A 14,997-nucleotide genomic window follows, 5' to 3' on the forward strand; every position below is an offset into this window, starting at 1 on the left:
GGCCCGCCCCAAAAGTGGGACGGCCCGTGCCGAATGAAAAGTCCAGTGTTGGCTAGCCCAGTTTGGCGCGCACCATCTGGGAGACAGCCTTGCCATCGAAGCGGCCAGCGATTTCGGCGCCGACCAGCTTCATGGCCTGGCCCATGTCCTTCATGGTCAGGTCGTGATCGGCTGCAAGTTCGGCCATGATCCTATCGACAATGTCCTGGGCTTGCGCTTCGTCAAGCATCTTGGGCAGGTACGTGGAGATGAAGGCGGCTTCGGCCAATTCGCGTTCAGCCAATTCGGTGCGGCCGTCCTTGGCGGCCAGGCCAGCAGTTTCCTCGCGGTTGCCGACTTCCTTGCGAAGCAGGTTCTCGACATCCTGGTCGTTGAGCTCGCTGGGGTTCTTTCCCGACTTCTCCTTGGTGCCGATGGCACTGAGGATATTGCGCAGGGTCGTCTTCTCCAGCTCGTTGCCGGCCTTCAGATGGGCGATGCTGTCATCGCGCAGGCGATCTTTCAAACTCATGGGAACTCGCTTTCAATACGTGTGCTTGAAATTTTACTCGCATTATCCGGTTATCGTTTTCCGGAGTACCAGCGGTCAAGCATGAGGTCGCATTTGATACAGTAGCCAGATGAATTCACTGCGCGCTGGAGCTAGCGTCATCGCACTGGCTCTTATCGCAGCCATCCTGGTGATCTGGCAGCCATGGAATTCCTGCGACGCGCCCGATGAAGTTTGCGATTTCGTTGCAGCCGTCGAGGACCGGGACGGGGTCCTTGGCGTCCAGATGTCCTCCGAGGTCATGGATCACGATGTCTTGGCCGCACCGGATCTGTCAGTTGACCTGCAATTCGTGCTATTGGATCAGCTCGATCCTGCACAAGCGGAAGTAATCGTGCGGGAGATGGCACAACAGATCCAGGCTGGGGCCCATGCCCTGAGCTTGCGGAACATCGACCTGGCCTTTGTCGCCGGTGAACCCCAGAATATCCCAGGCTCAAAGACGAAAACCTACCCACTGGAAGTCTCCGACAATTTTTCGCACTTTGGAGGCGAAGAGCAAGCGAAGCCTGGTCTTCTCGGTGAGAGGGCTTCATTCGCATTCCGCCTACGCGAGCTCGGCGCGGCAAGTGCGGCTAACTACTCGGCCACGGCGTTTAATTTGGAGCAGCTGCTGGCGCTGGGAAAATTCGCTGCACAGGCCAAGCACCCCACCGATTTGGCACTAGCAGATCGATCCGTGCGCTATTCGCCCGCGAAACGCACTGATATTCCCGAGCTCCAGCTTCTTATCGAGGCGGCCAAGCGAGGTGTCTTCGAGAGCGCCAGCATTGATCATTCCGGATTGAACCTGGTCCTCGGCAACGAGGCGCCAGCAGAGGCGGAAAAGGAAACCCGCTTATGGCTGGAGCGGTATGGTCCCTTTGGCGAGCCCATGCCCTACAAGCTGGCATCGCCTCGATACGAGGTCCTTGCTGAAGGCTGGGTTGGAAACAAGAAACCACAATGGCTGATCCCCAAGCCTGTGGTTCTTCCCGACAAGGTCAAAAGCTGGCCAGCGAATCAGTCAGCTCCGTTGTGCGCAGAGGGGGACTTGGAAATAGCCCTCGGCGCACCCGATGCAGCTGCCGGTTCACGGTACATGGCGGTCTACGCCAAGAACATTTCTGCTCGCTCGTGCGCGTTGCAGTCCTACCCGCAGATCGATTTCCTCAATGAGGCCGGCGATGCCCAGCCGGATATCGAGCTGCAGCCCGAACCGGATATCCTCCTTGAACGCGTTGCCATCCCTTCCGGCGAAGCGGTGATTTCGACGCTGGATTGGAATGCCATGTCAACGTCCCAGGATCCGGATGAAACCGTTGCCCTGGTCATCGCCGCAGCCAAGGGAATGAAACCGGTCCAGCTCGCACCCCAATACGATGGCCAGCCGACGTCCCTTGACATCCTGGACGGGGCGCAGATCGCCCAAAGCCCCTGGGTCCAGGCGCGCGACGGGTGGGCAATTCCTGGAGACGCCTTCAAACCGCAACCACCGGCCACTCCTAGGCCCTAGACCCTATGAGTAAGAGGTTTTTTCGCCAGGCCTCTTGCGGATCAGGGCCTCACGGTGCAGATTCGTGGATCATCCCCGAGAACGGCTCGGGGATGCCGACATGCAGCGGAGGCCCTGATGTTTACCCAGCGTACTGCGATCGGACTGGATGTGCACGCACGATCCATCCGCGCAACAGCCCTCGACACCCGCACGGGTGAAGTCCTCGAAGCGAAACTCCCCGGCGGGAACGAAGCCGTCACGACATGGATCAACGGGATCGCTGCCGACCACGGACCCGTCGCGGTCGCCTACGAAGCCGGTCCTACCGGATTCAGCCTCGCACGCACCCTCGCGGGCATGCACTACCCGGTGACCGTCGCGGCCCCGTCGAAGCTCCTGCGCCCTTCCGGGGACAAGGTCAAAACCGATGCCCGCGATGCCCTGCTGCTGGCACGACTGATCAAAGTCGATGAACTCGTGGCAGTGCGCGTGCCGACGCTCGCCGAGGAATCCGCCAGAGACCTCGTCCGAGCACGCGAGGACGCCAGAGTTGAGCTGATGATGTGCAGGCATCGGCTCTCGAAGCTCCTGCTGCGCCATAGCTTCATCTATGACGGCAGTACGTGCTGGGGCTCCAGGCATGAGGCATGGCTGCGGCGTATCAGGAAGAACGAGCTCGCGAGCCTTGGCACCGGAACGTTAGCGGCCTTCGACGCTGCCTTCGATGCGGCCACTTTCGGTCTTGCCCGGCGTGACCGGCTCGATGAGCAGATCAGCAAGATGGCTGCCGAATCCCAGTTCACTGCCGTGACCAACAGGCTGTGCTGCCTGCGTGGCATCAACACCCTGACCGGGTTCGCTCTCGCAGTCGAGCTCGGTGACTGGGATCGATTCACCGGCCGCACCATTGCGTCCTATCTTGGCCTGGTGCCCAGCGAATATTCCTCGGGGACCAGCAGGTCCTTGGGCGGGATCACGAAGACCGGGAACACCCATGCCCGCCGGCTGCTCGTCGAGGCTGCATGGCATCACAAACCGCGGTACCAGCCGGGGAAAACCATGACCGACCGGTGGGCCAAGGCATCGGCCCAGGCAGCGGCACGGGGCGATGCCGGGAATCGGCGCCTGAACCAGCGGTGGAATACCCTGGCCAGCCACAAGAAGAAGCACACCGTCGCGTGCACCGCGATTGCCCGTGAACTTGCCGGTTGGTGCTGGTCATTGGCCGTGATGGACGAATAATTCTGCAAGACTCGCCTCTCATATCATGCCAAGTGGAGCATGCAGCGTGAAGAGCGCATCAGCGGAAGGCCTATGAGCAGCATCCCAAGAGGTGCCACGCTCGATCCTAGACAAGCTGGTTGCTCTCGCCGAAACAGGGTCATGCGGTAACCAACCCGCGTATGTCAGACTGACCACGCGTCACCAAGACACGCCGCACCACCGGGTCGATCAGGGAGGTGAAAAGCACCCGCTCGGCAATCCAGCCGAGCGGGTGCTAACCCATGCCTACTTGACAATTACGGGCACATATCAGGCCTCGCCGGAGCGCTTCTTGCTGGCTTTCACCAGCGCGCGGTCGACCTCGTGAATGCCCAGGCAGAAGCCTGCGGACATGACCAGCGATTTGATCGTCAGTTCGGAAAGGTCATCAGCTACGTACACCAGCTGGATCGGTCCGGCCAGGACCAGCAGGACACCTGTCCACAGCACATACGCCCACGAGGTGCGTGCCTGCGCCATCACCGGGAAGCGTGCCCGTCGGCGAATCGTCCGCACGCCAATGGTGACAATGACGACGGCCAGAATCGCGGCGCCAATGAAGAAGAAATTGCGTTGGGTGCGGATCCAGGTCAAGGTGGTGCCAATAAGAACGCCGAAAAGTATCGAAGCCCACCAGCTGATACTGCGCAGTTGATCTTGCGCAGCGGTTGGTTCGCCTGTCCTCACGCCTCTCCCATCACTGATTGTCCCGAGCGCCCGGAACAACGCATCGTTCCTAGAATACGCGGTTCATCTCCCCGCAGACGAACGCGCAGCCGCACTGCGCATGCCGTGCCATGGCAGCAAGCGCAAGGGATTGGCGTCATGAGAGGATCAGCGTCCAGGTAACCACGGCAACCTCATCAGAATCGTTTTCCCAGCTATGCGGTTCACGCCCGGGGAAGGTGATCGTATCGCCTGCTTCGAGTTCTACGCGCTGATCAGGCAATACCAGGATGAATTTTCCAGCGATCACGTGCAGCACTTCCAGCTCGCAATCCACCGAATACAGCTCCGCTTCACCGGTGCCCTTGGGCGCAATCTCGGCGCGAATCATCTGCACCCGCTTCTCGCTGCGCGGCGTGACCAGCTGCTCCGTGATGCCGTCACCGCCCAGGGAAACACGGGGCGCCTGCTCCAGTCGGACCAGTTTCGTTTCAGGAACCTCGAAGAGGGTACCGACCTCCATGCCCAGCACTTCGCACAACCGCAAAAGAGTGGAAACCGAAGGGCTGGTCAGGTCGCGCTCCACACGCGAGAGGAAACCCTTGGTCAGTCCGGATAGCTCGGCGACCTGGTCAATGGTCATACGCTGGGTCTGGCGCACCCCGCGCAGCCTCGCACCGATATTGATCGCGGCACCGGTTGGTTCAACTGGCAAGGTTTTCATCGTTTGGCTCCTCGACGTTTTCTGCAGCAACAACCGCAACCACTTTGGCTTCAAGGCCTGCGGGGCAAGTTTACCAATGGTAAACACACGGCGCCCTCTACCGCGAGACTGCAGCGCTCACTAGACTCTGCCCATGGACAGCACCAAGGACAAGCTCTGCGGGTACCTGAACGACGCGCGCGAGAATGCGATCTACAAGGCAGAAGGCCTCGCCGAGCACCTGGCACGCACTCCGCTCACCCCCACGGGCACCCATATCCTGGGAGTGCTGCACCATTTGGCGATCAATGAATACGAATATTTCGGCACCTGCCTCAAGCGCAGAGCCGATGACCGCTACGTTCGCGAATTCATTGCACCGCATGATCCCGACGCGGATTTCCTTCCGCCAGCAGATATGGATGCGCAACAGCTGATCGGCCTGTATCGGAAAGCCATCGCCTTCGCCGATGAAGCCATCAGCGACCTGCCCCTGGACTGCCCCGTAGAGGTACCGTGGTGGGGGCCAGCTGGCAAAACCACCTTGGATCACCTGCTCATCCATGCGCTCGCCGAGACCTCCCGGCATGCAGGGCATCTGGATATTATTCGCGAGCAGCTCGATGGCCGTGCTGGCTGGACCGCGCAACTGGATCTGCTGCCCGACTACACCGCGGGGCAATGGGCCGAACAACGCGAGAAGCTGCAGCAACTGGCCAATGCCTTTGCCCCGGGCAGCTGAGCCGCAGTCATATTACGCATTCGGACTTCACCGCGCCCTACCGCCGGCGGTACCATCGGAAATGTTGCTTCACGAGACGCGGCGCCAAGCTCCGACTGGCCGCGCACCAACCCCAAGTTCATGGGTGGTTCGGATGAGGAAGCGGTCCGCGCATCAACAGGTGCACGGGCAAGAGCTCGCAAGAGAGTTGACCTCCATGGCATATCCGATTCTGCCCGTCATCGACCGCCAGACCGGCCAAGTGCAGTTCAAGGCCGAGGGGCGCTGGCGCACCCGCTACGTTGCAGATCCGCTCAGGCTTGAACGGCTCATTGCCCGTTGCGCCCGCAGGCCGACCTATGATCCGGCCACTTCTGAATTGCAGCTGGTGCTGCCGGTAGCCGGAAATCCCGCGGGCAAGCGAATTGCTTTTAGCCTTGCCAAATTCCCAAGTGCAGGAGCCCTGACTAAACTGGGTGGTTGATCCGATCCACGGGTTTCATTGGAAAATCCATGTTCCAGGAGAGTCATCGTCGCGATGCCACAGCACCCAGAAACCGAACCTACCAAAGCGCAGATCCAGCGATGGCGCAAGTATCTCGCAGATGAAGTCGCCGAAGGCTCCATCTACCGGGCCCTCGCGGAAAAGAAAACCGGTCAAGAACGGCAAATCCTGCTGGGCCTTGCAGAGGCGGAAGCCCGCCACGAATCCCACTGGCGCGTCCTGCTCGGCGAGCATTTCAAGGAAGTCCGCCCGTCGCTGCGACGCACCATGCTGCGTTTCCTGGCATTGCATTTCGGTTCGGTCTTCGTGCTGGCCATGGCCCAGCGCTCCGAAAGCAGTTCGCCCTACCGCGACGACAAGGACGCCACCGCGCAGATGGCGGCCGACGAACAGGTCCACGAAGAAGTCGTCCGGGCGCTGGCTACAGCAGGCCGTGCGCGCCTTTCGGGCAACTTCCGCGCTGCGGTCTTCGGCGCCAACGACGGGCTGGTTTCCAACCTGGCGTTGATCATGGGTATCGGTGCGACCGGTGTTTCAGCGACCTTCGTGCTGTTCTCCGGTGTTGCCGGTTTGCTGGCCGGCGCACTGTCCATGGCCGCTGGCGAATACGTCTCGGTGCGTTCCCAGCGCGAGCTGCTGACCGCCTCGCGTCCAACCCAGGTCACGCTGACCGCCGCCCCGAACCTCGATCTGGACGCCAATGAGCTGGTGCTGATCTACAAGGCCCGCGGCATGAGCGATGAAGATGCAGCGCACCGGGCCGCAGAACGCATGGGCCTGTTCACCTGCGATTGCAACCCCGACTTCTCGTTGAACCCGGAAGGCCGCGGCGAAGAACTCGAGAAGGAGCACCAGGAACTGGGGTCGGCCACCGGCGCGGCGGCCACCTCGTTCATCCTTTTCGCTTCCGGCGCGGTCGTGCCGATCCTGCCATATATCCTTGGGCTCTCCGGCATGACCGCGATCCTCGTCTCGGTAGTCCTGGTAGGCGTGGCCCTGATGATCACTGGAGGGATCGTGGGACTGCTTTCCGGTGCCTCCCCGCTCAAGCGCGGCCTGCGCCAGCTAGCCATCGGCTGGGGCGCAGCGGCCATCACCTACTGCTTGGGCCTGATCTTCGACGTCAGCATCGGATAGCAGCCTGCTGCGAATCGAATGCCGGTACAGCTTTGGCTGTACCGGCATTTTCCATGCCGTGCTCTAGCTGTTCTCCGGCCGCCGGGTACGCCGGCGCAGGGTTTGCATGCTCTGGATGAACTCCATCGCTTCTTCGGCGGTTTCCACCAGAGCAATCTTCTGTTCCATGACACGTTCCTTGGCCAGGGCCTGAAGCAGCGGCCAAGCAGGCAGAGCCCTCGTCCAATAGTCCTTGCCGATCAGCACCATCGGCACCACGCGAGCACCGGTAGCGTAGTAGTTTTCGCAGGCATCCTGGAAGATTTCCTGCACCGTGCCAGCGGCCCCGGGCAGAACTACCAGCCCGCCGTTGGACTGCTCCAGCAGAATCGCTTCACGAATGGAATTGGTGAAGAACTTGGCAATCTGGGTGGCAAACAGATTCGGCGGCTCATGGCCGTAGAACCAGGTTGGCACGCCCAGGGACTGCCGCTGGCTCGGGAAACGCTCCTTGACCATCAACGCAGTTCTCGCCCAGCCGGTGCGCTGATGGATCGCATCTGGCGCTTCGGCCAGCATCTGCAATGCCGTAGCGACATCTTCTGGTCCGTAATCGGCCAGCCACGCACCGGCATTGGCAGCTTCCATTGCGCCGGGGCCTCCACCGGTGGCGACCGCGTAGCCGGCCCGGGTAATCATGCGCCCAAGCTCCAAGGCTTGCGCATACTGCGCAGTGCCCCGGCTCATCGCATGCCCGCCCATCACCCCGATAATCGGGGTTTCCTTGAACGTGCCCTCGTACACCGCCGAGACCAGCGCCTGGCCAATGTGGTGATCATGCAGGGTTCTTGCCAGCGCATTGCTATCGCTATCGGAATTCACCGCTGCATGCTGCTGGGAGTACGCGTAGATCTTCGCATCAGGCACTTGCTCGTAGGTCTGCGTCCGGATCCCCGAGTACAACTCATGCGGCGAATACAAGCCGCGAGCCACCGTCTCGAAGGGAAGCTCCTCCCCCGAGCTCATGCACAGCCCGCCAGTGGCTTGCACGATCTGCGATCCTTGCGCGGAATACTGGCAATCGATGAATAGCGCTTCGGAAAGATCCAAGGATTCCAGCACGGTATCCCGTTCGCGCAGATCAACACGGTGCACTCGCCAGCCTTTTCCGCGTGCACGGTGGGAAGCCAGCGCTTCAGCTGCGAGACGGTCGAATTCAACGAGCGTCGTTATGTTCACTGCGCGTGCTGGAAGGTAGGGCCACACTTGGGACATGCGTCAACGCTACGTCATAGATAGTGATTATTCACAGAAAGGCCCTTCAACTTTCGCGAAGGCCCGGAACGTGAAACGATGAGAGGATGATTGAATCTGTTCCACCAACCATTGATGCCCGCCACTTATTGGCTTTTCTGGGCAACGTTCCTTTCTTCTATGGAAAGAACCTGGCTGCAGAAGCAAATTCCGTGGTTGACGTGGAATTCGACGAAAGCACCCACCAGATCGAAGGCACCGTCACCGATTCTGGCGAAGAATATTCTCCGATGATCCAGGTCCTCTTGGACGGTGGAGAGTGGAAAATCGAATCGTGCGAGTGCACCTGCGACGCACCGGGCATCTGCTCGCACATCGCGGCACTGGCTATTGTCTCCAACAAGATCGCTTCCCAGCCACGCGCCGTGCCTGCCCGGGAAGAGAAGCCGAACACAGTTTGGTCGCAGCAAATCGATTCATGGTTTGAAGAGTTCGAGCCGGGCCCGGCCGATGGCCTGCTTGGGTCGCAGCACGATCCGGTAGTGCCGATGGCGCTTCAGTTCCTGCTCTTCGATTCGAAGGACGCCACCCAGCAGCAACAATGGATGCCGACCGGAACCATCCCGCACCCGACCCGCAATAAGCGCTTCCGCTTGGGAGTGCGCCCAATGGTTCGCAACACCGAAGGCCGTTGGGTTCGTGGCCAGCTTCGCTGGACCACCCTGGGCTTCAAGACCTACGGCTGGAACCTGTTGCGGGCGCAGCACCACTGGTTTACCCGCTTTGCTTCCATGGCGCGCAGCGATAGCCAGCTGCAGTTCAAGGTGGATGAAGACTGGCTGTTCCTGGACGAGTACGCTTCCGAGCTGCTCTGGCCACTGCTTGACCAAGCTGATGAGCTGGGAATTCCGCTGATCACGACCCGATCCGAGCAGCGCGTGCGCATCGTTGCTCCAGCCAGCTTCAGCATGCAGGCCTCCCTGGATGAGCAACGGCTGCAATTGGACGGTGTCCTGCACATTGCAAACCAGGATCTCATTCTCGATCCGGAAGCACCAAGCGGTGTCATCGCCGAGCATGGTTTCTATGCCCAGTTGGCTCAGCCTGATGAGATTTGGCTCGCGCCAAGTGTTGAGCCGATTCCTGACGCGCACCGCCGCTGGTATGTTGACCGCCGCCCGGTCACCGTGCCTAGGCCGGAGATCAACGACTTCTTTGAATCCTCCTACCCGCGCTTGGCCCGCCGTTTCGAGCTGCGTAGCGTTAACGACGAGCTGGAATTGCCTGCTTTGAAACCGCCCTATGTGCAGGCGACCGTGGTCTACAAGCGCGAATTCAACGAGAATAACGAACCGAACGACACCGCCGCGCTGGACTTCCAGATCCTCTACCCGGGGATCCCTGGCGACCAGGAAGTGTATGACCTTGAGGCTGAGGAACTGCTTCAGGCCGCAGTGCATGAAGTTTTCCTGGTTCATGAAGAAAGCGGCAATCCCAACTTGTCGCCGAAGTTCTACGCCCGCGATGACACCATCGATTTCGTCACCGAGATCCTCCCCGCGCTGGAACGCATTCCTGAAGTCAAGCTGGTTGAGAAGGGTACCCGGCCGAAATTCCGTCAGCTGCGTGAACTTCCTCAGCTGAAGATCAATGCCGTGAATCATGAACGGACCGACTGGCTGGACCTTGGCTTGCTGATCACCGTGGGCAACCACGAGGTTCCTTTCTCGCAGATCGTCGAGGCCATGAGCAATGGCCAGATGAAGCTGCGCCTGCCGGATAACACTTGGTTCTCGTTGAACCACCCCATGTTCGCCAAGCTCAAGGCGCTCGTTGACGAGGCGCAGGCAATGAATGACAAGCCGAAGGAGGGAGACCTGAAGCTTACGGTCTTCCAAATCTCATTGTTCGAAGAACTTGATGAGATGGCTGAAGGCATTGACGGCGCGGACTTGTTTATCGCACGCATGCGTTCACTGCTCAAGGTCGCTGAAGCCCACCACGCGCAGGTGCCGAACACGCTGAACGCCCAATTGCGCCCTTACCAGGTTGAAGGGTTCCACTGGCTCTCTCGCCTGTACGAAGGCGGATTCGGCGGAATCCTCGCCGATGACATGGGCTTGGGCAAGACCTTGCAAACGATTGCCCTGATTCTCCATGCCCACAAGCTCTGGGCCGATCCGCAGGCATGTGCTCAGCTGCCCGCAACCCAGCGCACCCGTCTGCCGTTCTTGGTCGTCGCCCCGAGCTCGGTGGTTTCCAACTGGGAAATGGAAATCAACAAGTTCGCCCCATCCTTGCGGGTAGTCAGCGTCGAGGGCACCTTGCCTTCGCCACGGCAGCTGAGGGAACTGGCCGAGAACTACGATGTCATTCTCACGACCTATACCCTGTTGCGTCTGAACGACGAGATTTACGAGGCGCAGCGCTTTGCCGGTTTGATCCTCGATGAGGCGCAGTTCGTGAAGAACAAATCCACCAAGGCCCACCGCACCGCGGTGAACCTGCAGACCAATTTCAAATTGGCCGTCACTGGTACCCCGATGGAAAACAACCTTTCCGAGCTCGGTGCTTTGCTGTCGCTGGTTGCTCCGGCGTTGTTCCTGAACACAACACGCTTTAATCGCCAATTCGCCCGCCCCATCGAAGTGCTGGGCGACAAGGACACCCTTGCATTGCTGCAGCGTCGCATCAAGCCATTCATGCTGCGCCGCACCAAGGAATCCGTGGTGCTGGATCTTCCGGCCAAGCAGGAGCAACAGCTTCTGGTGCGCCTTTCCGAAGAACACCAGCATGTCTACGACACCCATCTGAACCGCGAACGCCAGAAAATCTTGCACCTGGTTGAAGATCTGGATCGCAACCGCTTCACCATTTTCCAGTCGCTGACCCATCTGCGCATGCTGGCTCTGGAACCTTCATTGGTGGATCCAGCGCTGTCGGACGTACCTGGTTCAAAGCTGGAAGCACTCTTCGACCAGCTCGATGATGTGGTGGGCGAAGGCCACCGTGCGCTGATCTTCAGCCAGTTCACCTCGTATCTGAAGGTGCTGGCCGACAAGCTGACCGAGCGTGGCGTGAAGTTCGTTTACCTGGACGGCAATACCCGCAACCGCGCCAAGGTCATCGAGCAGTTCAAGGAAGGCGAAGCTCCGCTGTTCTTGATCTCCTTGAAGGCCGGCGGCTTCGGCTTGAACCTGACCGAAGCGGACTACTGCTTCTTGCTGGATCCATGGTGGAACCCAGCCGTGGAAGCCCAGGCTATCGACCGTACGCACCGCATCGGCCAGACTCGACAGGTGATGGTGTACCGAATGATTTCGCAGGGCACCATCGAAGAGAAGGTTGTGGCGCTGCAGGAAAGCAAACGCAAGCTGATCTCGACAGTGATGGATGAAGCCGATGGATTCTCCAAGGCCTTGACCGCCCAAGATATCCGAGGACTGCTTGAGTAACAGGTTGATTAAATCCGCCGTATTAGCAGGCGGCGCTCAGTAAAACCCTGTATATTCGAAGTGACCGATGATGTGCGCTACGCCACACATAGTGCGTTCATCGGGCAAGCGCCCAGACGGATCCTCGTCGGGGCGATACGAACGACAAAGGCGGTAATAACCGTGTCCCTGATTAAATCGGAGACTCTCAGTACCCCCGATGATGACTGGATGAGCGCATCGGTGAGCATCAACAACGATCGTGTGGTGATTGAAACCGAACAGGAACGCCTGTCCCTGGAAAACGACCGGCTCCTGGAAAAGATTCGCAGAGTTCTGGCGTCCCCGCTCGAAGAGATTTTCTATAACCCGAAGCACCGAATGCTCCTGATTCCGGGCGCGTTCGCCGCCATCGGCTCTTCATTCCTGAGAGTTGATACTGAAGCTGCTGCCGGCCTCCGCGGCTAGCCTGCTTCGACTACATGCCCCAAGCTGCCCACCAGCAATCTTGGGGCATTTTTGTGCCCTGCGGACTGAGCGCCACCCGCTGCTGAACAGCGTGCGTTTTTTACCGTCGGGGGCCCTCATTTGCCACCGGATTCAGGACCTTCAAGTGCATCATTTTCGCGTTGCTTCGCTGTTTCCCAACCCCTGACGCTCCGAGTCCTTCGACACAATTTCAGCTTTTTGCGCACCTCGATCCACAACTTGGCCAATGGCTCGTTTGCCCCATGCTTCCGTGGGTATTCGGCGGTAGGCCCACGCAGGATTCGGCTGCTCCCATGGGCACGCATACGCCCCTGAAGAGCCCCTCGATCAGGGAATTAATCCAATTTTTGGTAAACTTAATGATTGTCCGCTTAAGCGTTTCATCGCTCAATGCCGGTTTTTCGCCGGATTTTTGAGTAGAAATCTATCGATTTCGACGAGTCACACGGCGACCGCAACCAGCTCAAGGAGCAGCTAATTCGCTCCTCATTCTTGTGGATGAAAATGGTCGCCGGCACCGGGACAAGATCAAGAAAGATATGAGGAGTGAAACTATGGAAGCAAAAAACACACGGAAGCAGCGATTCCTGAGGAAACGCCGCCTGAAGGTAGAAGACGTCAACGTCGTCGATAATTCGATGCTCAAGAAAGCCATCGGCGGTACCGTCGTTGGCAATTTGATGGAATGGTACGACGTAGGTGTCTACGGCTATCTTGCAGTAATTATCGGCAAGCTCTTCATGCCCGACACCGTCGAGCCTGCAATCCAAACCCTGTTCAGCCTAGGCGTATTCGCTGTCACCTTCGTCGCGCGCCCGCTTGGTGGCGTGATTTTGGGCCAGCTGGGTGACCGAGTAGGACGCCAGAAGATTCTGGTCTTCACCCTGCTCATGATGGCAGCGGCCACGTTTGGCATCGGAATCCTCCCGGATTACTCGGTATGGGGTGTAGCAGCACCAATTCTCCTGGTCGTGTTGAAGCTTGCCCAGGGCTTCTCCACTGGCGGCGAGTACGCCGGTGCTACTACGTTCATTACCGAATACGCCCCGGACAAGCGGCGTGGATACTTCGCCTCGCTGCTGGATCTAGGTTCCTACATGGGCTTCGCCCTGGGTGCCGCCTTCGTCTCCATCCTCCAGCTGACCCTGAGCGACGACGTCATGGAAGGCTTCGCATGGCGCATTCCATTCCTGGTGGCCCTTCCACTGGGTGTTATCGCACTGTGGTTCCGCGCCAAGATCGAAGACACTCCAGCCTTCAAGGAAGCCCAGGAAGCCGCTAACCGCGCGAGCGAGGACGCACGGAGCGCTGCCGATGCCCCGAAGGGCGTCATCGACCTGGTGAAGGCCTACTGGCGCGAATTGCTCACCGGGTTCGTACTGGTATCGGCTGCCAACACCGCCGGTTACGCACTGACCAGCTACATGCCTACCTACCTCACCGAGACGCTGGAATACGATCCGGTGCACGGCAATCTGCTGACCCTGCCGATCCTGGTGGGCATGTCCTTGTGCATCCCCTTGGCGGGCAAGCTTTCCGATAGCGTGGGCCGTCGCAAGGTCCTGTTCATTGGTTCGGTTTCGGCCATCGTCCTGGCTATCCCTGCCTTCCTGTTCATGATGCATGGCCAGATCTGGTCCACCCTGCTTGGCCTTGCGCTGCTGGCAGTCCCGGTAGTCTTCTACGTTGCCAATCTGGCTTCGTCGTTGCCAGCGCTGTTCCCCACCGCCTCGCGTTACGGTGGCATGGGCATCTCGTACAACTTCGCCGTAGCCATCTTTGGCGGCTTCGCGCCGTTCATCATGCAGGCGTTGGTGACCCTGACCAAATCCTCCCTGGCTCCGGCCTTCTGGGTTATGGGCACCTCGGTCGCGGGTTTCATTGCGGTCTGCTACCTGCGCGAATCCGCTCGCAAGCCATTGCCCGGCTCGCTGCCATCGGTCGCGTCGGAAGCGGAAGCCATTGAGCTAGTTGAAACCCAGGACGAGAACCCTGACCTCGATGTCGAAGCGCTCTTCGAGCAGGTTCCTGAATTGGAAATGAACTACCAGCAGGAGATTGCAGACGCCGAGGCGGAGCAGTCCCAGGCTAGATAGCCTCGCAATAGGGTTAAGCGATGGCGGAGCCGGTTCCAAGCGGAACCAGCCCCGCCATTGTTGTATCCGGTTCAACGGCTAGGAGGATTGGCAGCAGGATTCATAGGCTGCTTGCGCAGCCCATTGAGCCATCGCATCCAGCCTCAGCTTGCCGTCAAGGATTCCGAATTCGGAGTCGGACCAGGTATCGAAGACCAGCGTGTAGCGGCTCTGCTGCTCGTTGAGGCATTGAACGCTCTACGTATAGGTCTTGGGACGCGCTGCCCAGTAGCCCAGAAGCCCCGCAGACTGGTCGCAGCTTCTGATCAACGATTCCAGCCCGTCGCTGGCATCGTAGGGCTCTTCGGCGACAGTGGTTTCGGAGACGGCGCTGGCTGCCATGAGCACTTCATTGGCGTTGTCCCACTTGGGACGAGGGCTGAAGCTGATAGTCGAGCCGACGGGTGCGTCGAGCAGAGTTTGGCGCATCTGCTGATCATGGAACCGGTCGACCCGGATCAGCTGCGGTGCACCACGCAACTGACCGCCACTGGCAATGTACGGTCGATCGCAGGAACTTGCCGTTTCGGGGCTCAAAGGCAACGGCCCCGCACTTTCGCCGGCCTCCGGGATCGTGCATGATGCCAATGCCAGGGATAAGCACGCTAACGTTGCCCCGCAGCTTCTCCGCCCTAGGGATTTGACTAGAAGATTTCAATTAAATGCGAAACGGTCGCGGGGTTC

The 14,997-nt window shown here is 59.5% G+C and carries 13 protein-coding genes and 1 riboswitch; of the genes, 8 read left to right on the top strand and 5 right to left on the bottom strand.

Annotated features, from left to right (window positions below; all coding sequences use genetic code 11):
* Window positions 1–52: 52 nt before the first annotated feature.
* Window positions 53–511: a GatB/YqeY domain-containing protein gene (locus tag ACNPM8_RS02520; protein WP_332489211.1), complete on the bottom strand. Its 459-nt coding sequence runs from the start codon at window positions 509–511 to the stop codon at window positions 53–55.
* 109 nt (window positions 512–620) lie between these two features.
* Here ACNPM8_RS02520 and ACNPM8_RS02525 point away from each other — a divergent pair, with 109 nt between their 5' ends.
* Both ACNPM8_RS02525 and ACNPM8_RS02530 read left to right on the top strand, forming a co-directional pair.
* Window positions 621–2,045: a DUF4232 domain-containing protein gene (locus ACNPM8_RS02525; protein ID WP_448939254.1), complete on the top strand. Its 1,425-nt coding sequence runs from the start codon at window positions 621–623 to the stop codon at window positions 2,043–2,045.
* A gap of 117 nt (window positions 2,046–2,162) precedes the next feature.
* Window positions 2,163–3,269 (top strand): IS110 family transposase, encoded by a 1,107-nt coding sequence (locus ACNPM8_RS02530; protein WP_426734885.1) that lies wholly within the window; start codon window positions 2,163–2,165, stop codon window positions 3,267–3,269.
* A 291-nt stretch (window positions 3,270–3,560) separates the two neighbouring features.
* On the opposite strand, the gene ACNPM8_RS02535 is transcribed toward ACNPM8_RS02530, so the two are convergent.
* On the bottom strand, window positions 3,561–3,977 hold the full coding sequence (locus ACNPM8_RS02535; RefSeq protein WP_133833221.1) for a hypothetical protein: 417 nt from the start codon (window positions 3,975–3,977) through the stop codon (window positions 3,561–3,563).
* 136 nt (window positions 3,978–4,113) lie between these two features.
* Window positions 4,114–4,680 (bottom strand): helix-turn-helix domain-containing protein, encoded by a 567-nt coding sequence (locus ACNPM8_RS02540; protein WP_105661607.1) that lies wholly within the window; start codon window positions 4,678–4,680, stop codon window positions 4,114–4,116.
* 133 nt (window positions 4,681–4,813) lie between these two features.
* On the opposite strand from ACNPM8_RS02540, the gene ACNPM8_RS02545 reads away from it, so the two are divergent.
* From ACNPM8_RS02545 to ACNPM8_RS02555, 3 genes are all read left to right on the top strand, one after another.
* Window positions 4,814–5,401 (top strand): DinB family protein, encoded by a 588-nt coding sequence (locus ACNPM8_RS02545; protein WP_402735720.1) that lies wholly within the window; start codon window positions 4,814–4,816, stop codon window positions 5,399–5,401.
* A 67-nt stretch (window positions 5,402–5,468) separates the two neighbouring features.
* Window positions 5,469–5,582, top strand: a riboswitch (SAM riboswitch).
* Between the two features lie 15 nt (window positions 5,583–5,597).
* A complete protein-coding gene (locus tag ACNPM8_RS02550) occupies window positions 5,598–5,864 on the top strand; it encodes a hypothetical protein (protein WP_105657317.1) in 267 nt (88 codons plus the stop codon).
* 54 nt (window positions 5,865–5,918) lie between these two features.
* Window positions 5,919–7,022, top strand: a complete 1,104-nt coding sequence (locus tag ACNPM8_RS02555) for a VIT1/CCC1 transporter family protein (RefSeq protein ID WP_105657316.1) — start codon at window positions 5,919–5,921, stop codon at window positions 7,020–7,022.
* A 63-nt stretch (window positions 7,023–7,085) separates the two neighbouring features.
* Here ACNPM8_RS02555 and ACNPM8_RS02560 read toward each other — a convergent pair whose 3' ends face one another.
* Window positions 7,086–8,276, bottom strand: a complete 1,191-nt coding sequence (locus ACNPM8_RS02560; protein ID WP_448939255.1) for an LOG family protein — start codon at window positions 8,274–8,276, stop codon at window positions 7,086–7,088.
* A gap of 86 nt (window positions 8,277–8,362) precedes the next feature.
* Between ACNPM8_RS02560 and ACNPM8_RS02565 the strand changes: the two genes are divergently transcribed.
* The 3 genes from ACNPM8_RS02565 (at window position 8,363) to ACNPM8_RS02575 (ending at window position 14,274) form a co-directional block, all read left to right on the top strand.
* Window positions 8,363–11,710, top strand: coding sequence for an SNF2-related protein (locus ACNPM8_RS02565; protein ID WP_448939256.1), 3,348 nt, complete (start codon window positions 8,363–8,365; stop codon window positions 11,708–11,710).
* Between the two features lie 60 nt (window positions 11,711–11,770).
* Window positions 11,771–12,157 (top strand): hypothetical protein, encoded by a 387-nt coding sequence (locus ACNPM8_RS02570; RefSeq protein WP_448939257.1) that lies wholly within the window; start codon window positions 11,771–11,773, stop codon window positions 12,155–12,157.
* Between the two features lie 575 nt (window positions 12,158–12,732).
* A complete protein-coding gene (locus ACNPM8_RS02575; RefSeq protein ID WP_448939258.1) occupies window positions 12,733–14,274 on the top strand; it encodes an MFS transporter in 1,542 nt (513 codons plus the stop codon).
* 237 nt (window positions 14,275–14,511) lie between these two features.
* Here the strand turns inward: ACNPM8_RS02575 and ACNPM8_RS02580 are convergent, their stop codons facing one another.
* On the bottom strand, window positions 14,512–14,742 hold the full coding sequence (locus tag ACNPM8_RS02580; RefSeq protein ID WP_448939259.1) for a hypothetical protein: 231 nt from the start codon (window positions 14,740–14,742) through the stop codon (window positions 14,512–14,514).
* Between the last annotated feature and the right edge of the window lie 255 nt (window positions 14,743–14,997).

It is taken from the genome of Glutamicibacter sp. AGC46 (assembly GCF_053543715.1).